The following is a 24230-nucleotide window of genomic DNA, read 5'->3' as shown; positions in this document are numbered from 1 at the left end:
AAGATTTTGTATCACGAACATCATCTAATTCTTTCTGAGCTTCTCCTATGGTATTTTCAATAGTACTCAAATTATTAGATAAATTAGCTTGCCCCAAATTATTTTATTTTTTATCTTTTATCTTTTATTATCTGTTTATAAAATTAAAAAACCTTGTTAAATCAAGGTTTTTGTGTTGTTAAAGAAAGATTGAAATGTATCAAAAAGGCGGTAGACGGATTTGAACCGACGATCAAGCTTTTGCAGAGCCGTGCCTTACCACTTGGCTATACCGCCACAACATCATTTATTTTATCGTAAGATAATCAGAATGTCAAGACATAAAAGTGATTTTTATGCAAGAGTTAACCACAAATGGCTTGTCAATCCTCATTTTTTTTGGTATGATAGTAAGGTCGCAGTAGCGATAATACTCATCTTGGACCAATTGTGGTCTTGTTGCCGCAAGGTGAGACTGCAAGTCGAAGTCTAGGAGAGGAAAAAAACAAAAAAGGAGACATTACTCATGGCAGTAATTTCAATGAAACAACTTCTTGAGGCTGGTGTACACTTTGGTCACCAAACTCGTCGCTGGAATCCTAAGATGGCTAAGTACATCTTTACTGAGCGTAACGGTATCCACGTTATCGACCTTCAACAAACTGTAAAATTGGCTGATCAAGCTTACGAATTTGTTCGTGATGCAGCAGCTAACGATGCGGTTATCTTGTTCGTAGGAACTAAGAAGCAAGCTTCAGAAGCAGTTAAAGAAGAAGCAGAACGTGCTGGTCAATACTACATCAACCACCGTTGGTTGGGTGGAACATTGACAAACTGGTCAACAATCCAAAAACGTATTGCACGCCTTAAAGAAATCAACAAAATGGAAGAAGAAGGAACTTTTGAAGTTCTTCCTAAGAAAGAAGTTGCACTTCTTAACAAACAACGTGACCGTCTTGAAAAATTCTTAGGTGGTATCGCTGATATGCCTCGCATCCCAGATGTGATGTACGTTGTTGACCCACACAAAGAACAAATCGCAGTTAAAGAAGCTAAAAAACTTGGTATCCCAGTTGTAGCTATGGTTGATACAAACGCTGATCCAGATGAGATCGATGTTATCATCCCAGCTAACGATGATGCTATCCGCGCTGTTAAATTGATCACTTCTAAATTGGCTGACGCTATCATTGAAGGTCGTCAAGGTGAAGATTCAGTTGCAGCTGTTGAAGCTGAATTGGCTGGTGAAGAAGCTACTGCAGATTCAATCGAAGAAATCGTTGAAGTTGTAGAAGGTTCTAACTAATCATAAAACAAGACTAAGATTAGGTCTTAGAGGAGAAAAACTCTCCACCCAATTAAGTAACTTGTAAACGGGGCAGCAGCAAACCGCTCTGCTCTCGTTTTTTTATATCAAACTTTGGAGGAATTTAGAAATGGCAAACATTACTGCAGCTCTCGTTAAAGAATTGCGTGAAAAATCAGGTGCCGGCGTTATGGACGCTAAAAAAGCCCTTGTAGAAACTGAAGGTGATATCGAAAAAGCGATTGAATTACTTCGCGAAAAAGGTATGGCTAAGGCAGCTAAAAAAGCTGACCGCGTTGCTGCTGAAGGTTTGACAGGTGTTTATGTTGACGGTAACGTTGCAGCAGTTGTTGAAGTTAACGCTGAAACAGACTTTGTTGCGAAAAACGCTCAATTTGTTGAGTTGGTAGAAGAAACTGCAAAAGCTATTGTTGCAGCTAAACCAGCTAACAACGAAGAAGCACTTGCAATCAAATTGCCTTCAGGTGAGACACTTGAAGAAGCTTATGTTAATGCAACAGCTACAATCGGTGAGAAAATCTCATTCCGTCGCTTTGCTTTGATCGAAAAAACTGATGAGCAAGCCTTTGGTGCTTACCAACACAATGGTGGACGTATTGGTGTTATCTCAGTTATCGAAGGTGGCGATGAAACACTTGCAAAACAAGTATCAATGCACATTGCTGCGATGAACCCAACAGTGCTTTCATACACTGAACTTGATGAGCAATTCATCAAAGATGAGTTAGCGCAATTGAACCACAAAATTGAGCAAGATAACGAATCACGTGCAATGGTTAACAAACCAGCTCTTCCATTCCTTAAATATGGATCTAAAGCACAATTGACTGATGATGTTATTGCACAAGCTGAAGAAGATATCAAAGCAGAACTTGCGGCTGAAGGTAAACCAGAAAAAATCTGGGATAAAATCATTCCAGGTAAAATGGATCGCTTTATGCTTGACAATACTCAAGTTGACCAAGCTTATACACTTCTTGCACAAGTTTACATCATGGACGATAGCAAAACAGTTGAAGCTTACCTTGACTCAGTAAATGCTAAAGCAGTTGAATTTGCACGCTTTGAAGTTGGTGAAGGTATTGAAAAAGCTGCTAACGACTTTGAATCAGAAGTTGCAGCAACTATGGCAGCAGCCCTTAACAACTAATAGAGTAAAAGTTGAAACTCCAGTCTTTTAGGCTGGGGTTTTTCTTTATGATATTTGAGAATGAGGATTTTTAGTTTTCAAATAGGTGAAAATTCGGTATAATAATAGTCAGTTAATGTCAAAGAAAACTTGAAAGGAGAAGAGTCATGCCTTCTAAAAATGCATCAGATCATATTGAGGAATACATTAAGGATCTTTTAGCACAATCCGATTTTGCTGAGATTCAACGTAGTAGTTTGGCAGATAGCTTTCAAGTGGTTCCTAGTCAAATCAACTATGTGATTAAAACCCGCTTTACTGAAAGTAGAGGCTATATTGTTGAGAGTAAACGAGGAGGGGGCGGTTATATCCGCATTGCTAAAATTCGATTTTCTGATCAACATCAAATGTTAGGGAGTTTAATTGGCTCTTTAGGTGATCGGATTAGTGAGCAGGAATTTACGGATTTGATCCAATTATTGTTTGACGAGGCTATCATTAGTGAGCGTGAAGGAAATATTATTTTAGCTAGTGGTCTGGATAGCGTTTTAGGATCCGATGCGGCTACTATCCGTCCACGTCTTTTGGCAAAAATATTACAACGTTTAGATAGAAAAGGATATTAGAATGAAACGCTATTCAACTAAGCTAGAACAAGCCTTCGCCAAGGCTCAGTTTATAGCTAATAAATTTGATACGGACTATTTGGAAAGTTGGCAGTTATTATTGGCTTTCCTTCATTTCCAAGATTCTATTGCAGGTCAGGTTTTAGATTCTTTGCAAGTTAGCTTTGAAGAGTTTATGGCTGCGACTTTAGCGGTAACTGCTCGGAAGGAGACCTTATCTCAGAGAGAAGAGATGGTCTTTTTTAGACAATCTCCTGCTTTGGAACTGATTATGAATAAAGCTTATTCTATTTCAAAAGTGGTACATCAAGATGAAGTGGGAAGCGAGCATGTTTTGATGGCGATGTTGCTCCTTCCTGATTTGTATCCTGCACGTATTTTAGCGACACTTGGAACATCTAGTCATCTTGAGGCACCTTCTTTTCGATTGGCAGATGTTAGAAAATCTATTGACCAAATTGCGGGTTATACTAAGGCACAAGTTAAAGCTATCCGTCAACTAGATAAACCTAAAGCTAGTCCAGCTATGATGGATATGATGAAACCACAATCGACAGCTGGAGATCTAGCGGATTTTACACGCGATTTGACAGATCTTGCCCGTAATGGTCAGATTGATCCTGTTGTGGGACGTGATAAAGAAATCACGCGTATGGTCCAGATTTTAAGTCGTAAAACCAAAAATAACCCCGTATTAGTTGGTGAAGCTGGTGTGGGGAAAACGGCTTTAGCTTATGGCTTAGCTCAACGCATCTTATCTGGCGATGTACCAGAAAATCTATCTAAAATGCGTGTTTTAGAGCTTGATATGATGTCTGTGGTTGCTGGAACTCGTTTTCGTGGGGATTTTGAAGAGCGGATGAATCAAATCATTTCAGATATTGAAGAAGACGGTCATATTATTTTATTTATTGATGAGTTACACACGATTATGGGATCAGGTAGTGGTATTGACTCCACTCTTGATGCTGCCAATATCTTGAAACCAGCCCTTGCCCGCGGCAGCTTACGCACTTTGGGGGCAACAACCCAAGATGAATATCAAAAACATATTGAAAAAGATGCGGCTCTTTCACGTCGCTTTGCCAAGGTTATGATTGAAGAGCCTTCAGTAGAAGATGCTAGCCAGATTCTCTTGGGCTTAAAGGCATCTTATGAAGATTATCATCATGTGACGATCTCAGATGAAGTGGCTCGTTTGGCTGTTAAGTTAGCTCATCGTTATTTGACCAGTAAGAAGCTACCAGATTCTGCTATTGATTTATTAGATGAAGCTAGTGCAACGGTACAACAAAATCGTCCTAAAAGAGAATATAGTTTTCTAACAGATGTTGACCATGCCTTGATGAGCGGTGATCAAAGGGCTTTACTGTCAGCTCTAAAAAAAGAGGATAAAAAGAAAGATAAGCCAGCCCTTATGGTGACAGAGGAGCACGTTTTAGCAACGCTTAGCAAGTTGTCAGGAATTCCCGTTGAAAAAATGACACAATCTGATGCTAAACGCTATCTTAAGTTAGAGCAAGAACTTCATCAGCGTGTTATTGGACAAGATGAAGCGGTATCTAGTATAAGTCGCGCGATTCGTCGTAATCAGTCAGGTATTCGAACGGGTAAACGTCCAATTGGCTCTTTTATGTTTTTGGGACCGACTGGTGTCGGAAAAACAGAGTTAGCAAAAGCCTTGGCAGAACTCCTTTTTGACGATGAATCAGCTCTTATCCGTTTTGATATGAGTGAGTACATGGAAAAATTTGCAGCTAGCCGTTTAAATGGTGCGCCTCCAGGTTATGTAGGCTATGATCAAGGGGGTGAGCTGACAGAAAAAGTCCGTAACAAACCGTACTCTGTTCTCCTATTTGATGAAGTGGAAAAAGCTCACCCAGATATCTTTAATGTTCTCCTTCAAGTTTTAGATGATGGTGTCTTGACAGATAGTCGTGGTCGTAAGGTAGATTTTTCAAATACTATTATCATTATGACCTCCAACCTTGGAGCGACAGCTCTTCGTGATGAAAAGACTGTTGGATTTGGGACAAAAGCCCTTGTTCATGATGATGATGCCATGCAAAAACGTATTCTAGAAGAATTGAAAAAAGCCTATCGTCCAGAATTTATCAACCGTATTGATGAGAAAGTTGTTTTCCATAGCTTGACAGAAGATAATATGCGCGATATTGTGAAAATCATGGTAAAACCTTTAATGGCAACATTATCTGAAAAAGGAATAACCTTAAAATTCCAACCTTCAGCTTTAAAACACTTAGCTGAAATAGGCTATGATGTTGAAATGGGAGCCCGTCCGCTTCGTCGTACCTTGCAGACAGAGGTAGAAGATCGCTTGGCAGAACTCCTCTTATCAGGTGAATTGACCGCTGGTCAAACGCTAAAAGTGGGAATTAATAAAGGCAAGATGAAGTTTGATATCAGCTAGGAGTAATATAGTTGGACTACTTCAGGTATAAGTGATAAGGGAAATGCCTATGCTGATTCAGAAAAAGGTTACTATCGGTGGAAGAATTTTCAATGATTAAAGGCGAGGTGTATTTTCTATGACAAAAACAGAGTTGCTAAATCAGCTGACAGCTGTTTGTGAGGACAGTGATGTCAGGGCTAATCGAGAGTTACACGCTTATTTTGAAGAGGCTTTGAAAACGTGTGAGTCTATTCAAAGAGAGGATGAGCTCCTAAGACTACAAGCAGAAATCAGCCAAAGGATTTCTCTTTATCTCATGCTTAATCGTTATAAGGCGCCTAAGTGTGTGATAGGGTTGGGGACCTGCTTATCCAGTGCCGTTCCTAAGGAGCGAGGGAAACTGTCTTTTTGGCTGATGTTGTCTCAAAGTTTATCAGGTCTTTTTCGCTAACTGGAGGTAATGATGAGAGATAAATCACCCTATCTTATATCAGGTAAAATTGTTAGTATTGTGATAGATAGCATTGTATTTGCTCTCTTTATCATTCATATTGCCCAGCCTAAACTAGATTTTATGAACTTGTCGATGGTTTTGAGTGTGTTACATAGCATTGTGTTTGTGCTAGCTTATGTTTTAGTCAGTAAAACGACTGGTATGTCAGTACTTCTAGGCAACCTAAAGCTCTGGTTAGCTGGCGTGCTTGGTTTACTCTTGTTAGGGCTAGGGATCATGCTTTCTGATGGCTTAAACTGGGAAGTTGTGCTGATGGTAATCAATAGCTTGTTTGTGATTCTTTATCCTTATCGCAATCCTTTTATTCAGAGAAAATAATAAAAAACAAGACTGGATACTTTAATCCAGTCTTGTTTTTTATCTTAAGCTATTAAAATGTCCTTGAACTTCTTCAAAAGTTTCTGCTTTGGCAACGGCAGAGCGGACTTTGGCAGCACCTGATGTGCCACGTAGGTAATAAGGTGCTAGGCCACGAAATTCTCGAACAGCGATTTTCTCGCCTTTCAGGTCAACGAGACGGCGTAAGTGTTCCTCTGCGATATCTAATTTTTTGACAAAAGGAAGGTCAGGTAATTCTTCACCTGTTTCAAAGAAATGATTGATTTGGGTAAAGAGGTAAGGGTTATTCAAGGCTGCGCGTCCAATCATGACAGCATCTACACCCAACTCCTCAATCATAAATTTAGCATCTTGCACACTTTTAACATCACCATTTCCGATAAATGGAATAGTGGTGATGGCATTTGATACGCGAGAGAGTGTCTCGTGGTCACAAGTGCCAGTGTACATCTGTTCACGGGTACGGCCATGCATAGCAAGGGCAGAGACCCCACCAGATTCAGCAGCAAGGGCATTTTCTACAGCGAGGTTACTATCAGCCCAGCCCGTACGCATCTTGACAGTCAGCGGAATATCTAGGACAGATGTTACTTCCTTGACAATGTGATAGATTTTATCGGGATCTTTTAGCCATTTGGCACCTGCTTCATTTTTAACGACCTTATTGACAGGACAGCCCATGTTAATATCGACGATGTCAGCCTTGGTATTATTTTGGATGAAGTCAGCGGCACGTTTTAGCCCTTCGGCATCTCCTCCGAACAATTGGATAGACATGGGATGTTCATTGTCATCGATGTGGAGCATGTGAAGGGTTTTTTCGTTGTTATAGAGGAGCCCTTTTTCAGAAATCATCTCCATCACAACTAGCCCAGCGCCAAATTCTTTAGCAATAGTTCGAAAAGCTGAGTTGGTGACACCAGCCATTGGAGCTAAGACCGTACGATGAGGAATCTCTACATTTCCGATCATAAAAGAAGAGTTTAATTTAGTCATTGATCAAGCCCTCCAAGTCTTCTTCGGTAAATTTGTAGGTGGTTTCACAAAATTGACAGGTAATCTCAGCGCCATGATCTTCTTTTGCCATGGCTTCTAGTTCCTCTTTCCCAAGAGTGATGAGAGCCCCTTCAAATCGCTCACGTGAGCAGTCGCAGACAAAGCCAATCTCTTCCTCTGAGAGCACCTTGTAGCTATCGCCTCCATAGATAGCAGTGAGTAGAGCATTGATATGGTCATCAGACTCTAGCAAGGTTGAGATAGCAGGCATGCTTTGGATGCGTTTTTCAAAGCGAGTGATTTCTTCCTCTTTAGCTCCAGGTAGGACCTGCAACATGAATCCTCCTGCCACCTTGACCTGATCGTTCTCGTCCAAGAGGACGTTTAGTCCAACAGCAGATGGGGTTTGCTCGCTTTCAGTGAGGTAGTAGGCAAAGTCTTCACCAATTTCTCCTGTGATCAGAGGCGTCGTTGAGGTATAAGGATTACCTGTTCCGTAGTCTGTAATAACAACAAAGTGGCCTTGTCCCATAAATGGGCCAACTAAAACCTCACCAGTTGCTGTTTTTTTGATATCAACACCTTTATTTTGGATGTAGCCTTTAACCTGTCCATTAGTGTCAGCAACTGAGATGACGTGACCAAAAGAGCTGTTTCCGATGACCTTAACAGTAACCTTGCTGTCTCCTTTTTGGTTGGCAGCTAAGATGAGGTTAGCGATAAGGGTACGCCCTAGGGCAACGGTTGAGCTTGATAAGGTTTGATGTTTTTCTTGAGCTGTTTTGACCGTTTCAGTAGCGTCTAATACATAGGCACGGAAAGAGCCTGATTCTGTAATAGTTTTTATAATCTTATCCATAAAGAATATTATAGCACACCCCTTATAAAATACCAGTCGGATGCGTTTTTGAATAGGCTTACTTGAGATTATTTTTGTAAAAGTCATCATAAGGTCATATTAGTGTGATACAATCAGCACCAAAAGGAGGTTTATGATGAAACTTGCATTGAAAGAATTGATATTTTCATTAAAAAAGTATGCTCTGGTTGAATTGCTAGTGGTTGCAATGATTTTTATGGTTATTTTTTTATCTGGTTTGGCTAATGGCTTAGGGAGAGCTGTGTCATCAAGTCTTGAGTGGTCTCTATCACCATTTGTGCATTTACAGTGTTAAAGTCACAGAGCTTTCTTGAAAAATTATCAGAAATTTCATATAATAGAGTGTAAGACATTCTTGCAGGTGAGATTCCTGCCCTAGAGAGTTGAGAAAGGATGAGGAACTACAGATTTGTAGTTCAGAATCAAAATTATGACATCAGTTGTTGTTGTTGGTACCCAGTGGGGAGATGAAGGTAAAGGTAAGATTACAGACTTCTTGTCTGCAAATGCCGAAGTCATTGCACGTTATCAAGGTGGAGATAACGCAGGACATACTATCGTGATTGATGGTAAAAAGTTTAAGTTACATTTGATTCCATCAGGGATTTTCTTCCCAGAAAAAATCTCTGTTATTGGAAATGGTATGGTGGTTAATCCAAAATCTTTGGTTAAGGAGTTGGAGTACTTGCATGGAGAGGGTGTGACAACTGATAACTTACGCATTTCAGATCGTGCCCATGTTATCTTGCCATATCACATTCATCTTGATCGCTTACAAGAAGAAGCGAAAGGTGACAATAAAATTGGTACAACGATTAAAGGGATTGGACCAGCTTATATGGATAAAGCGGCGCGTGTTGGCATCCGTATCGCTGACTTGCTTGATCGTGATATCTTTAAAGACCGTCTGGCGCGTAATCTAGAAGAAAAAAACCGTCTTTTTGAAAAAATGTATGATGCAGAAACCTTATCTTTTGATGAGATTTTTGAAGAATACTATGCTTACGGGCAAGAACTTAAAAAATATGTCACTGATACTTCTGTTATCTTAAATGATGCCTTAGATCAAGGAAAACGTGTCTTGTTTGAGGGAGCTCAGGGTGTGATGCTTGATATTGATCAAGGGACATATCCATTTGTCACCTCATCAAACCCAGTTGCGGGTGGTGTGACCATTGGTTCAGGTGTTGGTCCAAGTAAGATTGATAAGGTAGTTGGGGTATGTAAGGCCTATACTAGCCGTGTTGGTGACGGACCGTTTCCAACAGAACTTTTTGATGCAGTTGGTGACCGTATTCGTGAAGTTGGTAAAGAGTATGGGACAACAACAGGCCGTCCACGTCGTGTAGGTTGGTTTGACTCTGTTGTGATGCGCCACTCTCGTCGTGTGTCGGGAATCACTAATCTTTGTTTAAACTCTATCGACGTCTTATCTGGTTTAGAGACTGTAAAAATCTGTGTGGCTTATGATTTAGATGGTGAGCGTATTGATCACTATCCAGCTAGTCTTGAACAGTTAAAACGTTGCCGACCAATTTATGAAGAAATGCCAGGTTGGTCAGAAGATATTACAGGTGTGCGTAGCCTTGAAGAACTTCCAGAAAATGCACGTAATTATGTTCGTCGTATTAGCGAGTTGGTGGGTGTTCGCATTTCAACCTTCTCTGTAGGACCTGGTCGTGAACAAACCAACATTCTTGAGAGTGTTTGGAGTAATTAAGATTTAAAGTAGGTTTGATTGTCCATTTGAGGGACAGTCAGCCTATTTTTTTATTTTATTTTTAAAAATTTTTTGCCACAGTTTTGCCACAGTTTTGGCTCAATTTGACCAAGATTTTAAAGAGCCCTCTAGTTTATAATAAGGTTAATCAATCAAATAAATAGAGGTACTATAAAATGAAAACTGTTAAAGAAATTTTAGGAAACTTGAAGCCGTCGAAAAAGACTGTTGTTATAGGCTTATCAGCACTTGCCTTAACAGGTGCTCTGGGTGTCGGAGCAGGTGTTTATGTTAAAGCGAATACCAGTCAAGTTCGTGTAGAGACAGATAGTTCAATGGCAAAACTTAGCTTGACAGATAAAACGAATCGCTTATCTGCATCAAGTTTATCTTCAGCAGATAAAGCAAAGGTAACAGCCGCAGAAAAAGAAGCAGCGACTTATTACAATAAAATTGCGGACCTAGAGACACAGAAAGAAAAATTATATACAGAGTATTTTGGAGCGATTGAAAAGAAATTTATGGCTTTTGATACTGCTAGTCTATGGGCGAAATTTGGTGAGACAGATGCCTTCAGTCGTGATGACTTAGATGATTTTACAGATCAAGATGCTAATGAATTAAAATCTGAAATTGCTTCCTCGACAGCTTTGACAGCTGATGAAAAGACCAAGCTAACAAAAGAAGTTGATGAGCGTTTAAGTTTGGCGAAAGAATGGCAAGCACAAGCAAGTAAATATCAATCTGCAGTAGCTAGTATCAAGTCAGACATTAAAGCTCAGGAAGATAAGATTAGCCAAGTTTATAAAAAACATGGAGTCACAGAACAGATGCTCGAAGCCATCTATGGAGATGATGCCGTTGAATCTAGTGATGCCTTTGATCGCCTAGAGAATAAATGGGACCATGAGGAAGATTATGATTATGAGGATAAAGATTAAGAAGAGATAAAAGAGATTGGATTATCCAGTCTCTTTGTATTTCTATGACAAATATAACAAGTCTGTTAAAATTGCAAAATTCCCACTAATTAGTTGTATGTTTGGCTATAATGGATTGAAAAGTTTAGGAAAATTAAAAAACACAAAGGAATTTCAGATGAAAAAAATTATTTCTCTATTAGTTGGAATTGTAGCGGTTGTGGCTGCAGTATTTAATGCTTATCTCTTGTTTTTTAAAGGAGAAGCGAGCCAAACAGCAACACCAGCTACTAGCTCATCTGCTAGTGCTAACACTTCAAGTTCAGAAACAACTACAGCTACGTCATCTGCTACTACTTCAAGTTTGAAAGATGGAACGTACTCTGGTGCGGTTACCTCAACCAATCGTGGTGATTACCAGGTACAGATTACGGTAGCTAGTGGTAAAATTGATGATATTACCGTTCTAGAGTATCCAAATGATAATCCAGAATCTCAATCTATCAATGATAACGCCCTTCCAACTTACACAGCCGAAGCTTTATCGAATCAATCCGCAGAGGTCAATCAAATCTCAGGTGCAACCGAAGCTTATAAAGGCTTTACAGGCTCTCTTCAAGATGCCTTAAATCAAGCTCAGGCTTAATCTATGGAGATTATTAGTCAAACTGTAGAAGCGATGACGCTTCCTTTTACCATTAGTCTGGTTACCCGTGATAAAGTTTCTTCAAAGGACCTTTTAGAAAGAGTTAGTCAAGATATTTTATCTGCTCTAGGAGAAATCGAACAAAAATTCTCAGCCTTTCGTGCGACTTCATTGGTGAGCCGCTTTCAGAAAGGGGATGAGACGGTGATGCTTGATCCTGAATTTCAAGAGATTTTTGCGCGTGTTACCATTGCAAAAACAGAAACTAGAGGAGCTTTTGACCCTTATTTTCAAGGTGTCTATAATCCCACTGGTCTGGTGAAAGGCTGGGCTGTAGAAAAGGTATTTCAGCAGTACTTGAAGCCTTTGTTGCGACTGTCTGAAATAGAGGCAGTCTGCCTAAATGGTGGAGGTGATATGCAATTTGAAACCAGAGACAATAGTTCGTTTATCTGGAAAATTGGCATCGAAAATCCAGACCATTTGCAAGAAATGATTGCGAGATTTCAAATGAAAACAGGTGCTTTAGCCACTTCAGGTTATAGCAAGCGTGGTCGTCATATTCTATCACAGTCAACCATCAAACAAGTCACTATTTTAGATGCGAGTTTAGTTCAGGCTGATATTTGGGCAACGGCAGCCTTAGTTTTATCAGAATCTGATTTTTGTCAAATGATTGCTGATAAAAAATTAAGCGGACTTTATGTGACCAACACCAAGAAACAATTTTTTCAATATGGAGAACTAAAAAATGTTTAAGAAAAATAATTATGCTCTAGGCTTGGCCTGGCTAACGGCAGTTTTTATCTTGCCGACTCCTTTTATTTATACGTTTGTTAATGGAATGTCAGCTTTAAGTAGTCAACGACGAATTGGGATTGCCTATGGTATTATCGCTTATGTCTGGATGTTATTGGCGATTTATATTGGGACAAAGCCAAAGTGGCTTGATCGTTTAATTGGACTTCCTGCGGCTTACATGATTCATGGGATTTTAAGTCTGGTAGCTATTTTATTAGCTTTTATGCATAAGAGTTTGAGCCCCTCTTATGGTTTAATCAGTACCACGGGTGATCTTGCCTTTAATATTTTCCTTGGAATTGGTCTTTATTCCATGATTTTTATGGCTGGTTGGCTAACAAGTAGAGTCCCATTTTTATTGACCATTAAGCGTTATTTGGAGAAAGTGTTTAAGCATGAAATTTCAGTTTGGCTACACAGGCTCAATATTTTGGCGACATTACTTGTGTTTATTCATGTTCAGTTAATCCCTGATATTCGCAGTAACACAGCTTTTATGCTAGTCTTTTATCTGTCAAGCATCTTTGTTTTTGGTAGCTACCTTTGGGCAAAATTGAAACCAACTGCTACAGGATTTCCAGCTGAACTTCTGGCTAATCAAGAGATTGGTCCCAATATTTATGAATTGCGGATCAAGGTCCCAAAAGTACGCTCTCAACAAATGAAACCAGGAGATTTTATTTTCATTTCTTTTCCAGAGGTTAAGGGTCTGACAGAGCCACATCCTTTTTCTATTGTCAATGATCCTAGGGGGGGCGAGTGAGCTTATCTTGGCGATTCGTGGCGATGGTGATTTTACAAAGCAATTGCAACGTGTTACCGCACCAGCTAAACTTCATGTTGATGGTGGTTATGGCATGTATCAATCCATTATTGATGATCAAAAACCTCAAGAGGTTTTAATGATTTCAGGAGGAATTGGGGTAACTCCTATTTTGTCAGTGATTGAGGGAAATCCTGACCTTAAAACGACAGTCTTTCACGGTGCTTCAACGCAAGCAGCCTTGATTTATGGTGATAAATTTGCCAAGTGGCAAGCTGAGCGTGATAATTTTATAGTTAACCGTGTGGTTGGGATGTATCAAGAAGAGGACGTTTTAGCTTATCTACCAGAGGATAAAAAAGATTTTACTGTTCTGATTAGTGGACCACCCGCAATGGCTCGCTATTGGGAGAAGGTTATGAAAGCCAATGGTGTCCCCAAAGGACAGATTTTTTATGAAGAATTTGGATGGTAATTTTTGTAGAAACTCAGTCAGTCTGAGTTTCTTTTTTTGACATAACAGTTAACCTATTTTTATAGGTAGGTTGACAAATAGAATTTCTTAGTATAAACTAAGAAACAAAGTCACTTGCGGATAATCATTTTAATGCGATGGCTTAAACTTTAGCAGTCCTTGCTATTTATGATATTTAGGAGTTACAGATGAAAACAAAAGAATTATCACAAATTGCGTTAATGACGAGCTTATTAGTGGTATTAGGATTTATTCCAGCTATTCCTCTTCCTTTTATTGCTGTCCCTCTAACCCTGCAAAATCTTGGGGTCATGCTAGTAAGCCTGTTTTTAGGATCCAAAAACGGTAGTCTTTCCATGCTATTATTTTTTCTTTTGGGCCTAATTTTTCCAGTTTTTTCCGGAAAAGCAACGTCTATTCCAACCCTTATGGGACCCACAGGAGGTTATGTTTTGGCTTGGTTGTTAGTCCCTTTATTATTTGGATATTTGTCATCCTTCTTGAAAAAGCAGAGCTTTTTAGGATTATTTGGGATGATGTGGCTAGCAGGAGTTTTGTTTGTAGATCTACTTGGTGCGGTCTGGTTATCTCAAGTGACAGAGATGGCGCTTAGTCAATCTCTGGTTTCTAATCTTGTTTTTATACCTGGAGACACTGTGAAAGCACTGCTAGCAACCATTTTAGCCTATCGTCTATCAGATTTTCGAGCATAAGTCTGTCTGCTATGGCTTGAAATTTTGATATAATAGTCTTATCTAAAGTAAAGAAGGTAAGACTATGAAATTAACGACATTAGGTTGTTGGGGAGGCTATCCCTACAAAGATGCTGGAACAACAAGTTTTTTGCTAACAGGACAAGATGGTTTTCAACTTTTAATTGATGCAGGCAGTCGTGCTTTAAATGAATTAGAAAAAGAAATTAGCCCTTTAGCATTAGATGCTGTCATTATTAGTCACTATCATCCTGATCATATCGCTGATTTAGGAGTGCTGCGTCATTATCGTCAACTTTATCCTAAACACCTGTGGACACCAAAAGTTTTACCAACTTATGGTCACAATGAAGATCAGGGGGAGTTCGCCAAACTTCATTTAGATGGGGTAACAGAGGCTCGTGCTTATAATGTCAATGGTGTGGAACAAATTGGACCTTTTGATATTACCTTTATCAAGACTGTTCATCCTGTGGTTTGTTATGCCATGCGTATTGTTGAACGTGAGACTGGGCAAGTTTTGGTCTTTACAGGTGATACAGGTTATTTTGAAGGATTAGCAGACTTTACTAAAGAGGCGGATTTATTTTTAGCGGATGTCTATTTCTTTGAGGGAACAGAAAACCATTTTGCTCATCTTAGCAGTAAGGAAGCTGGTCTGATTGCCAAGGAAGCTAAGGTTAAAAAGTTGGTTCTAACCCATTTACCACAATTCCCAGCAGAAGGAATTCAAGAATCAGGCTACTTAGAAGTTTTACGCCAGCAAGCAGCCTCTTATAGTGGTGCTATTCCTGTTGATTTAGCAAGTCCACATCGTTCTTGGGATTTAGGGGCGCTATGATAGTATTTACCGAAGAAGAAAAAGCCTACTTTATGTCTCAAGCGTTAGATGAAGCTGAAAAATCGTTAGAAAAAGATGAGATTCCGATAGGCTGTGTGATTGTAAAGGACAAAAAAATTATCGGTCGGGGGCATAATGCTAGAGAAGAACTTAACCTAGCTGTGATGCACGCAGAAGTCATGGCCATTAACCAAGCTAATCAGTTCTTAGAAAGTTGGCGCTTACTAGATTGTACCTTATTTGTCACAATCGAACCCTGTGTCATGTGTAGTGGTGCTATTGGCCTAGCGCGAATACCTCAAGTGATTTATGGGGCGAAAAATCAAAAATTTGGCGGTGCAGGAAGCCTTTATGATATCTTAACAGATGAGCGCCTCAATCATAGGGTCGCAGTTGAAGTTGGTATTTTAGAAGAAAGCTGTGCAAGTATCATGCAAGAATTTTTTAAGCAACGTCGTAAGAAACAAAAAGATGCTAAGAAAAAGCCTGCAGTTTAAACTTGCTAAAAATTTCTTTTGTGCTATAATATTATATGGAGCAACATTTGTGCGTGAAGCGGGTCAGGGGAGGAATCCAGCAGCCCTAAGCGACATCAAGTGTGTGCTCTTTTTTTGTCTCATATTTTCACTAGAAGGCGTCAAGAGATTTTCTGAGTCCTTAATCTCCATCTTTAGACTGATTTTTTGAAAATCAGCTTTTTTTGTTTGCTAGAATAGGACAAAATACCCTATGATTAAGGTCTAATTAAGTCAGGATTCTTATACTAGTAGAGAGAATAGGAGTGAAAAAATCATGATTTTATTTGCTTTTCCAGGAACAGGAAAGACCACACTGGCTGCCCATCGCCAAGAGGTTGTAGATTTAGAATTATCAGAAATCAAATATGACAATAGTGGGGTTAGCCACTTAAATAAAGAAGAACGAAAATCTATCAAACGCCCTTTAAAGTCAAAGGATTACAAAGCTATTTATGTTCAAAGGGCTCTTTCTTATCATCAAGATGGTAAGGTTGTCTTAGCTGCCTTAAATTTTCTATTTCCCATTTTGTTTGCCTTGTTGGCATTAGGAGAAAGTGATTTTCATATTGTTATTCCTCATTATCGATTGAGAAAAGAATATAAAAAGCGCTATATTGGTCGTGGCAATAATAATAAGTTTATTTTTGAGGTGATGGCAATTTGGTACCCAACCCTTATCAGCTTAGGTCTTTTAGCTAAACTTTTCCCCCAGCGTATCAGTGTGCTATCAAAAGGAGAAACTTTAGAGGATTATTATGCGAATATTTCCATGTCAAAAGTCAGCTATTCTCCTGTTAAACGCTTCTTTTACGATTATGAATAGTTTAGGTCTGGCAAAATTACGCAATCGTTTGCTTTTTTTGTTAAAAATCAGCAAAAATCATTGAAAAATTAAACGTAAAGGGGTAAGATAGTAAGGACCCTAATTTATGGAGGAAGAAAAGACAAAATGACACATATTAAATTTGATTATTCAAAAGTGTTGGAAAAATTTGCAGGCCAACACGAAATTGATTACTTGCAAGGTCAAGTGACAGAAGCAGATAAACTCTTGCGTGAAGGAACAGGACCAGGATCAGACTTCCTTGGTTGGATGGACCTTCCAGAAAACTATGACAAAGAAGAGTTTGCTCGTATTCAAGCTGCAGCTAAGAAAATCCAAGAAACCAGTGAAGTCCTTGTGGTGATCGGTATTGGTGGTTCTTACCTTGGTGCGCGTGCAGCGATTGACTTTTTGAGCAACAACTTTGTTAACTTACTATCGGCAGAAGATCGTAAAGCTCCACAAATCCTTTATGCAGGAAACTCAATTTCATCAAGCTACTTAGCAGACCTTGTGGACTATGTGGCTGACAAAGAGTTCTCTGTGAACGTGATTTCTAAGTCAGGAACAACAACTGAGCCTGCCATTGCTTTCCGTGTATTCAAAGAGCTTTTAGTGAAAAAATACGGACAAGAAGAAGCAAACAAACGTATTTATGCGACAACTGACCGCCAAAAAGGTGCGGTTAAGGTTGAAGCAGATGCGAATGGTTGGGAAACGTTCGTTGTACCAGATGATATCGGTGGCCGTTTCTCAGTGTTAACAGCTGTTGGCTTGCTTCCAATTGCAGCATCTGGTGCAGATATCACAGCACTTATGGAAGGTGCAGCAGCAGCTCGTAAGGCTTACTCATCAGATAAGTTATCAGAAAACGAAGCTTACCAATATGCCGCTGTTCGTAACGTCTTGTACCGTAAAGGTTACTCAACTGAGATTTTGGTGAACTATGAGCCATCACTTCAATACTTCTCAGAGTGGTGGAAACAATTAGCAGGTGAGTCAGAAGGTAAGGATCAAAAAGGGATTTACCCATCATCAGCTAACTTCTCAGCTGATTTACACTCTCTTGGTCAATACATCCAAGAAGGAGCACGTATTCTCTTTGAAACAGCTATTCGTGTTGAAAAACCACGTAAAAATGTCATCATTCCAGAATTGGCTGAAGACTTAGATGGCCTTGGTTACCTTCAAGGTAAAGATGTTGACTTTGTTAACAAAAAAGCAACAGATGGTGTACTTTTTGCCCATACTGATGGCGATGTGCCAAACATGTACATCACGCTTCCAGAGCAAGATGAGTTTACACTTGGTTATATCATTTACTTCTTTGAAATTGCTATCGCACTTTCTGGTTACCTCAATGCTGTTAACCCATTTGATCAACCAGGAGTTGAAGCGTACAAGAAAAACATGTTTGCCCTTCTTGGTAAACCAGGTTTTGAAGACCTATCCGCAGAGCTTAACGCTCGTTTATAATCAAAAAAGAATCGACTCATTTTTGTCGATTCTTTTTAATAACTTCTCTTGAAAAATTAAAATAATATTGATAATATAAATATATACAGCCGCTATAAAAAGACCATTAAGTTTAATCGGAGGAATGAAGATGAAAAGTAAAGGATTAGGATTATTGGTATTGTCAAGCTTTGTTTTGTCAACTCTAACGCTTTCTACGACAACTGAGGTGAAGGCTGAGAGTCAAAAAGTGATTCAATTGGCAAAGAAAAACAAGAAAAAAGAAAAAACTTACAAAGTTGGCGAAGTGGTGACGGTTAAAAGTGTTGAATACACCGTTAATGGCAAGGAACTGACCACAAATGTCGGGGGCGAATTTGGTGCAACGGCTAATGATGTTTTTCTTGTAGTAGATGTTACCGTTAAAAATAATGGTAAAAAAGCTTTGACGATTTCGGATGACTTCTTCAAATTATACAAAGGAGAAACAGAATATGAGTCTGATTCTGCAGCAGGTGTTTATGCGAATCAAGACTCATCTGCTAACTTCTTTTACTCTGAACTCAACCCAGGTAGTACAGTGACTGGTAAGGTTGTTTTTGATCTTACTGAGGCTGCTGCTAATGATCCTGAATTAGTCTTACAGGTACAAACAGGCTTCTGGGGAACACAGACAGCAAAAATTGCTTTGAATCAGTAAAAACAAGATCAATAGGACTAAAAATATCTGATTAAGAAAGATATTTTTAGTCCTTTTTTTGTTAAAGCATTAGAAAATGACTATAAGTTAGCGATAGCATTTTCTTTTTTTAGTCTTTACGTTATAATATATTTATGATATATAAACGTTTAATATGGCTATTCTCATCTTTAATTATTTTAGTAGGGCTAGCCATTATCGGAGTCTATTTTTTTAATCAACCCCAATTAAGAACCCTTCCTGTTGATGTCTCAACGCCACGGGTGCAAGAGCAAGTCTCTAAGATGACTTTGGAAGAGAAGGTCGGGCAACTCTTTTTAGCTAGAGTTCCTATAGACAATCAGATTGAGGACATTAAGACCTACCATCCTGGAGGTTATTTGTTGTTTGCACGAGATATGGAAGGACAAAGCCTTGAAAGTTTGAAAGCCAAGCTCTCTTCCTATCAAGCTGCGAGTCAGGTTCCTTTATTGATCGCATCGGATGAGGAAGGTGGCCAGGTTAGTCGTCTTAGCGCTCTATTAGAGCAATCTTTTAGCTCTGCTTTTGACCTTTATCAAGCAGGTGGATTAGAGGCGATTAAAGAAGATACGGCAAATAAAGCTGATCAGCTCAATCAGCTAGGGATCAAGGCTGGGCTATTTCCTGTTGCAGATTATGCGAGTAGTGCAGACAGCTTTATCTATTCTCGGACGATAGGAAAAGATATTCAGGCAACTTCTGACTATGTTGCAGAAAGTGTCAGAGTCTTGAAGGAGAAGCACTCAGCTTCTACTCTCAAACATTTCCCAGGTTATGGGGATAATGGTGATTCCCACTTGGACTTGATTTATGATAATCGCAGTTTGGATCAGCTAAAAGCTCAAGACTTTAAGCCCTTTGAGGCTGGAATAAAAGCAGGTGCTGATAGTATTTTAGTGTCACACAATATTATGACTCAGATAGATGGTTTGCCAGCTTCGCTTTCGCCAACCATTTATCAAACCCTAAGACAAGACTTGTCCTTTCAAGGTGTTGTCATGACGGATGATTTTGATATGGATGGTTTAGAAAATTTTACCACACAAGAAGATGCCGCCTATCAAGCGATTGCAGCAGGTGCAGACATGATATTAAGTTCGCATTACGCCAGTCAGATTCCTTACTTGGTTGAACAAGTGAGACAAGGTAATCTCAGTGAAGATCGAATTGATGAGGCAGTGACTAGAATTTTAACCATGAAGGCGAATCTGGGGATTTTAAAATCATAAAAACCATAAAAATAAGTGAAATGGCATGAAAAATCTGAAAATTCTGTTATAATAGAACATAAGATTTTTGAAGTATAGGAGAACCTTATGACAGCAACAAAAATGTCAGCACAAGAAATTATTCAATTTATTGCTCAAGCAGAGAAAAAAACCAGTGTTAAAGTGACCTTTGAAGGTGACTTAGCTGGCGCTACTCCAGAAAATGTGACCAAATTAGGTAATGTTTTATTTGGAGATTGGAAAGATATCCAACCTTTGCTAGTTAACTTAGTTGAGAACAAGGACTATGTGGTTGAACAAGATGCTCGCAATTCTGCCGTACCTTTATTAGATAAACGTGCCATCAATGCGCGTATTGAGCCAGGTGCTATTATCCGTGATCAAGTTGAGATTGGTGATAATGCGGTGATTATGATGGGGGCTGTGATTAATATCGGTGCTGAAATCGGTGCAGGAACGATGATTGATATGGGTGCTATCCTTGGTGGCCGCGCCATTGTTGGAAAAAATAGCCACGTTGGTGCTGGTGCTGTTCTTGCAGGTGTCATTGAGCCTGCTTCTGCCGAGCCTGTTCGTGTGGGGGATAATGTGTTAATCGGTGCCAATGCTGTTGTGATTGAAGGGGTACAAATTGGTAATGGTTCAGTTGTTGCGGCAGGAGCTATTGTGACACAAGATGTTCCTGAAAACGTTGTGGTAGCTGGTGTTCCTGCACGTGTGATCAAGGAAATTGATGAAAAAACACAACAAAAAACAGCCCTTGAGGATGCCCTTCGTACCCTTTAAGATAAGACAAGTTTTCAACTTAATGCTCTATTAGGTTGATCTGTATGAAAGATAAAGATATAAGAAGCTAGGCACTTTGTTCCAGCTTTTTATATTTATTGTGAGGATATTATGCTTGATTTAATCCAAACCAGACGTGACTTACACCAAATTCCAGAAATTGGCCTTGAAGAGTTTAAGACACAAGCCTACTTGCTAGAAAAAATTGCTCAGCTAACAGCAGGGTATGACTTTGTCCAACAAAAAACTTGGCGTACAGGGATTTTGGTTTACCTAGAGGGTTCCAATCCAGAAAAAACAGTTGGTTGGCGTACAGATATTGATGGTCTTCCGATTGTGGAACAGACAGGATTGGCATTTTCTAGTCAACATGAAGGGCGTATGCATGCCTGTGGGCATGATTGTCACATGACAGTGGCATTAGGGCTTTTGGAAGCTCTTTTAGAAGTTCGCCCTAAAGATAATGTGTTATTTTTATTTCAACCTGCCGAAGAAAATTTTGCGGGAAGTATGCTAATGTATGAAGATGGGGCCTTTGGTGATTGGTTACCAGATGAGTTTTATGGGCTTCATGTTCGTCCCGATTTAAAGGTTGGCGATATTGCTACGAATACTGGAACACTTTTTGCAGGGACTTGTGAGGTTAAAATAACCTTTAAAGGAAAAGGAGGTCATGCGGCCTTTCCCCATGAGGCTAATGATGCTCTTGTGGCAGCAGCTTATTTTGTGACACAAGTTCAATCTGTGGTCAGTCGTAATGTTGATCCTATAAAAGGAGGAGTGGTCACTTTTGGCTCCCTACATGCAGGGACAACCAATAATGTTATTGCAGAAACAGCTTTTTTACATGGAACGATCAGGACCTTAACGCAAGAGATGAGCCTTCATATTCAAAAGCGGGTTAAAACCATTGCAGAAGGTGTCGCTGCTAGCTTTGATATGGATGTTGAGATAGAGTTAATTCAAGGAGGCTATCTGCCTGTTGAGAATAATCCAGACTTAGCCAAAAATTTAATGGCGTTTTTTGAGGAGCAAGAGGGTGTCAACCTTATTGATTGTTTGCCCGCAATGACAGGTGAGGATTTTGGTTATCTCTTAAATAAAATCCCTGGAGTGATGTTCTGGTTAGGAATTGATACCCCTTATGCCCTTCACCATCCTAAGATGAGTCCAGATGAAGCTGCTCTGCCTTTTGCCGTCAGAGAAATCAGCCAATTCTTGAAATCACGTGTTTTATAAATCAATAAGAGGTAAGAAAAGTGTCTATTTTCTTACTCTTTTTTTCAAAAAAATAGAAGAATAGTGTATGATAGTAACATGTTAAAAAAACAACTGCGACAAGAGATCCTATCTCTTTTGAAAGCTCAAGATCCTATCCAAAAAGCGCAAGCCGATCATCGCTTACTGGAGCAACTTTGCCAAAGTGAGTTTTATAAAAATGCTCAGACGATTGCTACCTTCCTATCTTTTCCATTTGAGTATGATACTAGCCTTCTTATCCATCAAATGCAAAAGGATAAAAAGAAAATCCTTATCCCTAAAACCTATCCAAAGGGAAAAATGGACTTTGTTGTTTATGAACCTAATCAGCTAGTTGAGACCCATTTTGGTTTAAGGGAGATTCCAAATGGAAAGCCTGTGGACAAGTCTGAGATTGATCTTATTCATGTACCTGGGCTGGTCTTTAATGAAGACGGCTTTCGAATTGGCTTTGGGGGCGGATACTATGATCGTTATCTCGCAGATTATCAAGGGATGACAGTAAGCTTGATTTATCCGTTTCAAATTTGCAACTTTGAGGAGAAAGAATATGATGTGGCAGTTAGAGAGGTGATGCGTGATGAAACAGATTTTTGATAGAAATTATCCCGTGACGAGCTTATTGTTAGGGTTAACGACAGTTGTCTTTTTGTTAACTCAGTTGGTTTATTTTGGACAGGCAACAAGTGCTCAAACGATTTTTAATGTCGGAGGGATGCTGGGAGCTTATGTCAAGTATGATCCTACACAGCTTTGGCGTTTGGTAAGTCCGATATTTGTCCATATTGGTTGGCAGCATTTTCTTCTTAATATGTTGTCGCTTTATTTTATGGGACGAATGGTTGAGGATATTTTTGGTTCTAAAAATTATTTGTTGTTGTATGTATTGTCGGGTGTGATGGGGAATGTCTTTACACTATTTTTGACGCCAAATGTTGTTGCAGCAGGAGCATCAACCTCTTTATTTGGCCTTTTTGCAGCAGTTGCTTTTTTGGGTTATCAATCTAAAAACCATTATTTAAATCAGATTGGAAGAAGTTATTTTACATTAATTGTCATCAATATGGTCTTTAGTTTGTTTTCTCCAGATACGAGTTTGGCTGGGCATCTAGGTGGTGCAGTAGGTGGTTTGCTTTTGAGTGTTATGTTGAAAACTCAAGTAGATCCTTTTGCGTTTAAAAAAGAGCAACGTGTCACAGCCAGTCTAGTGTTTATAGGTTTAAGTTTGGGGATGATTGGGCTTTCCTTGTGGGGATAAATCTAGTCAAATAAAAAATACGTTTGAGCTAAGATAAAGCTCAAACGTATTTTTATTCTTCTGTTTTTGAAGTCTGTTGTCCATCAAGTTGTTTGCCAAGTTCAATGATATATTGTTTTAAGTCATCTTTGACTTGAGGGTGCTTGAGGGCGTAATCAATAGATGTTTTCATGAAGCCAAATTTATCACCAACATCATAGCGATTTCCTGTGAAGTTACGCGCAAAGACACGCTGAGTTTTGTTGAGGGTATCGATGGCATCAGTGAGTTGAATCTCATTTCCAGCACCTGGTTCTTGATTTTCTAAGATATCAAAAATTTCAGGTGTGAGGAGGTAGCGTCCAATGATAGCAAGGTCGCTTGGTGCCTCTTCTGGCGCTGGTTTTTCAACAAAGGTTTCAACGCTGTAAAGACCATTGACCCCCTCACCCTGAGGAGCAATTACCCCATAGGCAGAAACTTCTTCATGTGGCACTTCCATTACGGCAATGGTTGAAGCGTGGGTAGTTTCGTAGTCATCAATGAGTTGTTGGGTAAGAGGTGTCGCCTTATCGTCTGTGATATCCATCAGGTCATCACCTAACATCACGACAAATGGCTCATTTCCAACGAAGGCTTTGGCTTGAAGAACGGCATCTCCAAGACCGCGAGGATGACTTTGACGGATAAAGTGAAGACGGATACCAGTTGTTTCGTCAACTAATCTTAAAAGATCGTGTTTTCCTTTTTCTTTTAGGTTGTATTCCAGTTCAAAGTTTGAGTCAAAATGATCTTCGATAGAACGTTTGGATTTTCCTGTGACAACCAAGATGTCTTCAATTCCTGATTTGAGAGCTTCTTCTACGATAAACTGGATAGTTGGTTTATCAACAATCGGAAGCATTTCTTTAGCAAGTGCTTTTGTAGCAGGAAGGAAACGCGTCCCCAAACCTGCAGCTGGGATAACAGCTTTTCTGACTTTTTTCATGTGAAACTCCTTGGTTGTTTTTTTTAAAAATTTTTAAATTAATTAACACAGTGATATTATATCAAAAAAAGCTGATAAGGACAATGACATAGCACATAGAGGGTACGCCATACGCATGAAGAAAATTTCGA

The 24230-nt window shown here is 39.3% G+C and carries 26 protein-coding genes, 1 tRNA gene, 1 other RNA gene and 1 pseudogene; 25 read left to right on the top strand and 4 right to left on the bottom strand.

Translation table 11 applies throughout. From position 1 onward, the window contains the following. Window positions 1-205: 205 nt before the first annotated feature. Window positions 206-276 (bottom strand) — tRNA-Cys (locus ACQRDX_RS07115). Window positions 277-505: 229 nt separating this feature from the next. Between ACQRDX_RS07115 and rpsB the strand changes: the two genes are divergently transcribed. The 6 genes from rpsB (at window position 506) to ACQRDX_RS07085 (ending at window position 6306) form a co-directional block, all read left to right on the top strand. Next, window positions 506-1285: a 30S ribosomal protein S2 gene (gene rpsB, locus ACQRDX_RS07110; protein ID WP_354368439.1), complete on the top strand. Its 780-nt coding sequence runs from the start codon at window positions 506-508 to the stop codon at window positions 1283-1285. 130 nt (window positions 1286-1415) lie between these two features. Continuing rightward, window positions 1416-2456, top strand: a complete 1041-nt coding sequence (gene tsf, locus ACQRDX_RS07105) for a translation elongation factor Ts (protein ID WP_354368441.1) — start codon at window positions 1416-1418, stop codon at window positions 2454-2456. Window positions 2457-2602: 146 nt separating this feature from the next. After that, window positions 2603-3061: a CtsR family transcriptional regulator gene (locus ACQRDX_RS07100; RefSeq protein WP_354368443.1), complete on the top strand. Its 459-nt coding sequence runs from the start codon at window positions 2603-2605 to the stop codon at window positions 3059-3061. 1 nt (window position 3062) lies between these two features. Continuing rightward, window positions 3063-5492: an ATP-dependent Clp protease ATP-binding subunit gene (locus ACQRDX_RS07095; protein ID WP_427895578.1), complete on the top strand. Its 2430-nt coding sequence runs from the start codon at window positions 3063-3065 to the stop codon at window positions 5490-5492. A gap of 118 nt (window positions 5493-5610) precedes the next feature. After that, window positions 5611-5925, top strand: coding sequence for a bacteriocin immunity protein (locus ACQRDX_RS07090; RefSeq protein ID WP_427895580.1), 315 nt, complete (start codon window positions 5611-5613; stop codon window positions 5923-5925). Window positions 5926-5937: 12 nt separating this feature from the next. Then, entirely contained in the window at window positions 5938-6306 is a 369-nt protein-coding gene (locus ACQRDX_RS07085) for a hypothetical protein (protein ID WP_427895582.1), read from the top strand. A 39-nt stretch (window positions 6307-6345) separates the two neighbouring features. Here the strand turns inward: ACQRDX_RS07085 and dusB are convergent, their stop codons facing one another. Further along, window positions 6346-7323, bottom strand: coding sequence for a tRNA dihydrouridine synthase DusB (dusB, locus tag ACQRDX_RS07080; protein WP_427895584.1), 978 nt, complete (start codon window positions 7321-7323; stop codon window positions 6346-6348). After that, window positions 7316-8182, bottom strand: a complete 867-nt coding sequence (gene hslO / locus ACQRDX_RS07075) for an Hsp33 family molecular chaperone HslO (protein WP_427895586.1) — start codon at window positions 8180-8182, stop codon at window positions 7316-7318. Before hslO ends, dusB begins: the two co-directional genes overlap by 8 nt. A 136-nt stretch (window positions 8183-8318) precedes the next feature. On the opposite strand from hslO, the pseudogene ACQRDX_RS07070 reads away from it, so the two are divergent. The 19 genes and pseudogenes from ACQRDX_RS07070 to ACQRDX_RS06980 all read left to right on the top strand — a co-directional run. Continuing rightward, window positions 8319-8462: pseudogene (locus ACQRDX_RS07070) on the top strand (ABC transporter permease); the annotation flags it as partial. A 171-nt stretch (window positions 8463-8633) separates the two neighbouring features. Beyond that, window positions 8634-9923 carry an adenylosuccinate synthase gene (locus ACQRDX_RS07065; RefSeq protein ID WP_427895588.1) on the top strand — a complete coding sequence of 430 codons (1290 nt, stop codon included), beginning with the start codon at window positions 8634-8636 and terminating at the stop codon, window positions 9921-9923. Between the two features lie 176 nt (window positions 9924-10099). Continuing rightward, complete coding sequence (locus ACQRDX_RS07060; protein ID WP_427895590.1) at window positions 10100-10864, top strand: hypothetical protein; 765 nt, start codon at window positions 10100-10102, stop codon at window positions 10862-10864. Window positions 10865-11021: 157 nt separating this feature from the next. Next, on the top strand, window positions 11022-11489 hold the full coding sequence (locus ACQRDX_RS07055; protein WP_427895592.1) for an FMN-binding protein: 468 nt from the start codon (window positions 11022-11024) through the stop codon (window positions 11487-11489). Window positions 11490-11492: 3 nt separating this feature from the next. Further along, a complete protein-coding gene (locus tag ACQRDX_RS07050) occupies window positions 11493-12248 on the top strand; it encodes an FAD:protein FMN transferase (RefSeq protein WP_427895594.1) in 756 nt (251 codons plus the stop codon). Beyond that, on the top strand, window positions 12241-13053 hold the full coding sequence (locus ACQRDX_RS07045) for a hypothetical protein (RefSeq protein WP_427895596.1): 813 nt from the start codon (window positions 12241-12243) through the stop codon (window positions 13051-13053). The genes ACQRDX_RS07050 and ACQRDX_RS07045 overlap by 8 nt, the downstream gene beginning before the upstream one ends. A 7-nt stretch (window positions 13054-13060) precedes the next feature. Continuing rightward, window positions 13061-13528 carry a hypothetical protein gene (locus ACQRDX_RS07040; protein WP_427895598.1) on the top strand — a complete coding sequence of 156 codons (468 nt, stop codon included), beginning with the start codon at window positions 13061-13063 and terminating at the stop codon, window positions 13526-13528. Between the two features lie 188 nt (window positions 13529-13716). Further along, entirely contained in the window at window positions 13717-14241 is a 525-nt protein-coding gene (locus ACQRDX_RS07035) for a biotin transporter BioY (RefSeq protein ID WP_427895600.1), read from the top strand. A 64-nt stretch (window positions 14242-14305) separates the two neighbouring features. Next, window positions 14306-15082: an MBL fold metallo-hydrolase gene (locus ACQRDX_RS07030; RefSeq protein WP_427895602.1), complete on the top strand. Its 777-nt coding sequence runs from the start codon at window positions 14306-14308 to the stop codon at window positions 15080-15082. Next, complete coding sequence (gene tadA / locus ACQRDX_RS07025) at window positions 15079-15579, top strand: tRNA adenosine(34) deaminase TadA (protein WP_427895604.1); 501 nt, start codon at window positions 15079-15081, stop codon at window positions 15577-15579. Before ACQRDX_RS07030 ends, tadA begins: the two co-directional genes overlap by 4 nt. Before the next feature lie 32 nt (window positions 15580-15611). Next, window positions 15612-15697, top strand: an RNA gene (gene ffs, locus ACQRDX_RS07020) — signal recognition particle sRNA small type. 177 nt (window positions 15698-15874) lie between these two features. Continuing rightward, window positions 15875-16423 (top strand): hypothetical protein, encoded by a 549-nt coding sequence (locus ACQRDX_RS07015; RefSeq protein ID WP_427895606.1) that lies wholly within the window; start codon window positions 15875-15877, stop codon window positions 16421-16423. 126 nt (window positions 16424-16549) lie between these two features. Next, entirely contained in the window at window positions 16550-17899 is a 1350-nt protein-coding gene (locus tag ACQRDX_RS07010; RefSeq protein WP_427895608.1) for a glucose-6-phosphate isomerase, read from the top strand. Window positions 17900-18029: 130 nt separating this feature from the next. Next, window positions 18030-18578, top strand: a complete 549-nt coding sequence (locus ACQRDX_RS07005) for a DUF4352 domain-containing protein (protein WP_427895610.1) — start codon at window positions 18030-18032, stop codon at window positions 18576-18578. A 134-nt stretch (window positions 18579-18712) separates the two neighbouring features. Further along, complete coding sequence (locus ACQRDX_RS07000; protein ID WP_427895612.1) at window positions 18713-19828, top strand: glycoside hydrolase family 3 N-terminal domain-containing protein; 1116 nt, start codon at window positions 18713-18715, stop codon at window positions 19826-19828. An 87-nt stretch (window positions 19829-19915) separates the two neighbouring features. Beyond that, on the top strand, window positions 19916-20614 hold the full coding sequence (dapD, locus tag ACQRDX_RS06995; RefSeq protein WP_427895614.1) for a 2,3,4,5-tetrahydropyridine-2,6-dicarboxylate N-acetyltransferase: 699 nt from the start codon (window positions 19916-19918) through the stop codon (window positions 20612-20614). 108 nt (window positions 20615-20722) lie between these two features. Beyond that, window positions 20723-21853: an N-acetyldiaminopimelate deacetylase gene (locus tag ACQRDX_RS06990; protein WP_427895622.1), complete on the top strand. Its 1131-nt coding sequence runs from the start codon at window positions 20723-20725 to the stop codon at window positions 21851-21853. Between the two features lie 78 nt (window positions 21854-21931). Beyond that, the gene (locus ACQRDX_RS06985) at window positions 21932-22471 is read left to right on the top strand and encodes a 5-formyltetrahydrofolate cyclo-ligase (protein WP_427895616.1); all 540 of its coding nucleotides are present in this window, start codon (window positions 21932-21934) and stop codon (window positions 22469-22471) included. Next, complete coding sequence (locus ACQRDX_RS06980) at window positions 22455-23132, top strand: rhomboid family intramembrane serine protease (protein ID WP_427895618.1); 678 nt, start codon at window positions 22455-22457, stop codon at window positions 23130-23132. The genes ACQRDX_RS06985 and ACQRDX_RS06980 overlap by 17 nt, the downstream gene beginning before the upstream one ends. Window positions 23133-23184: 52 nt before the next feature. Here the strand turns inward: ACQRDX_RS06980 and galU are convergent, their stop codons facing one another. Continuing rightward, window positions 23185-24099, bottom strand: a complete 915-nt coding sequence (gene galU / locus ACQRDX_RS06975; RefSeq protein WP_427895620.1) for a UTP--glucose-1-phosphate uridylyltransferase GalU — start codon at window positions 24097-24099, stop codon at window positions 23185-23187. Window positions 24100-24230 lie beyond the last annotated feature (131 nt).

Source organism: Streptococcus sp. SGI.013 (assembly GCF_050315295.1).
Lineage (GTDB): Bacteria > Bacillota > Bacilli > Lactobacillales > Streptococcaceae > Streptococcus > Streptococcus porcorum.
Note: the sequence above shows the minus strand (reverse complement) of the source record. Positions and strands in the feature narration are given on the sequence as shown.

Excerpts from the sequence above, each read along its gene's own strand:
- ACQRDX_RS07050 (WP_427895594.1), top strand. The coding sequence starts at position 11,493 with ATGGAGATTATTAGTCAAACTGTAGAAGCGATGACGCTTCCTTTTACC.
- ACQRDX_RS07015 (WP_427895606.1), top strand. The coding sequence starts at position 15,875 with ATGATTTTATTTGCTTTTCCAGGAACAGGAAAGACCACACTGGCTGCC.
- ACQRDX_RS07035 (WP_427895600.1), top strand. The coding sequence starts at position 13,717 with ATGAAAACAAAAGAATTATCACAAATTGCGTTAATGACGAGCTTATTA.
- ACQRDX_RS07095 (WP_427895578.1), top strand. The coding sequence starts at position 3,063 with ATGAAACGCTATTCAACTAAGCTAGAACAAGCCTTCGCCAAGGCTCAG.
- dusB (WP_427895584.1), bottom strand. The coding sequence starts at position 7,323 with ATGACTAAATTAAACTCTTCTTTTATGATCGGAAATGTAGAGATTCCT.
- ACQRDX_RS07000 (WP_427895612.1), top strand. The coding sequence starts at position 18,713 with ATGATATATAAACGTTTAATATGGCTATTCTCATCTTTAATTATTTTA.
- ACQRDX_RS06985 (WP_427895616.1), top strand. The coding sequence starts at position 21,932 with ATGTTAAAAAAACAACTGCGACAAGAGATCCTATCTCTTTTGAAAGCT.
- rpsB (WP_354368439.1), top strand. The coding sequence starts at position 506 with ATGGCAGTAATTTCAATGAAACAACTTCTTGAGGCTGGTGTACACTTT.
- ACQRDX_RS07060 (WP_427895590.1), top strand. The coding sequence starts at position 10,100 with ATGAAAACTGTTAAAGAAATTTTAGGAAACTTGAAGCCGTCGAAAAAG.
- ACQRDX_RS07030 (WP_427895602.1), top strand. The coding sequence starts at position 14,306 with ATGAAATTAACGACATTAGGTTGTTGGGGAGGCTATCCCTACAAAGAT.
- tadA (WP_427895604.1), top strand. The coding sequence starts at position 15,079 with ATGATAGTATTTACCGAAGAAGAAAAAGCCTACTTTATGTCTCAAGCG.
- ACQRDX_RS07085 (WP_427895582.1), top strand. The coding sequence starts at position 5,938 with ATGAGAGATAAATCACCCTATCTTATATCAGGTAAAATTGTTAGTATT.
- ACQRDX_RS07090 (WP_427895580.1), top strand. The coding sequence starts at position 5,611 with ATGACAAAAACAGAGTTGCTAAATCAGCTGACAGCTGTTTGTGAGGAC.
- galU (WP_427895620.1), bottom strand. The coding sequence starts at position 24,099 with ATGAAAAAAGTCAGAAAAGCTGTTATCCCAGCTGCAGGTTTGGGGACG.
- ACQRDX_RS07100 (WP_354368443.1), top strand. The coding sequence starts at position 2,603 with ATGCCTTCTAAAAATGCATCAGATCATATTGAGGAATACATTAAGGAT.
- ACQRDX_RS06980 (WP_427895618.1), top strand. The coding sequence starts at position 22,455 with ATGAAACAGATTTTTGATAGAAATTATCCCGTGACGAGCTTATTGTTA.
- ACQRDX_RS07045 (WP_427895596.1), top strand. The coding sequence starts at position 12,241 with ATGTTTAAGAAAAATAATTATGCTCTAGGCTTGGCCTGGCTAACGGCA.
- ACQRDX_RS07065 (WP_427895588.1), top strand. The coding sequence starts at position 8,634 with ATGACATCAGTTGTTGTTGTTGGTACCCAGTGGGGAGATGAAGGTAAA.
- hslO (WP_427895586.1), bottom strand. The coding sequence starts at position 8,182 with ATGGATAAGATTATAAAAACTATTACAGAATCAGGCTCTTTCCGTGCC.
- ACQRDX_RS07010 (WP_427895608.1), top strand. The coding sequence starts at position 16,550 with ATGACACATATTAAATTTGATTATTCAAAAGTGTTGGAAAAATTTGCA.
- tsf (WP_354368441.1), top strand. The coding sequence starts at position 1,416 with ATGGCAAACATTACTGCAGCTCTCGTTAAAGAATTGCGTGAAAAATCA.
- ACQRDX_RS07055 (WP_427895592.1), top strand. The coding sequence starts at position 11,022 with ATGAAAAAAATTATTTCTCTATTAGTTGGAATTGTAGCGGTTGTGGCT.
- ACQRDX_RS07005 (WP_427895610.1), top strand. The coding sequence starts at position 18,030 with ATGAAAAGTAAAGGATTAGGATTATTGGTATTGTCAAGCTTTGTTTTG.
- dapD (WP_427895614.1), top strand. The coding sequence starts at position 19,916 with ATGACAGCAACAAAAATGTCAGCACAAGAAATTATTCAATTTATTGCT.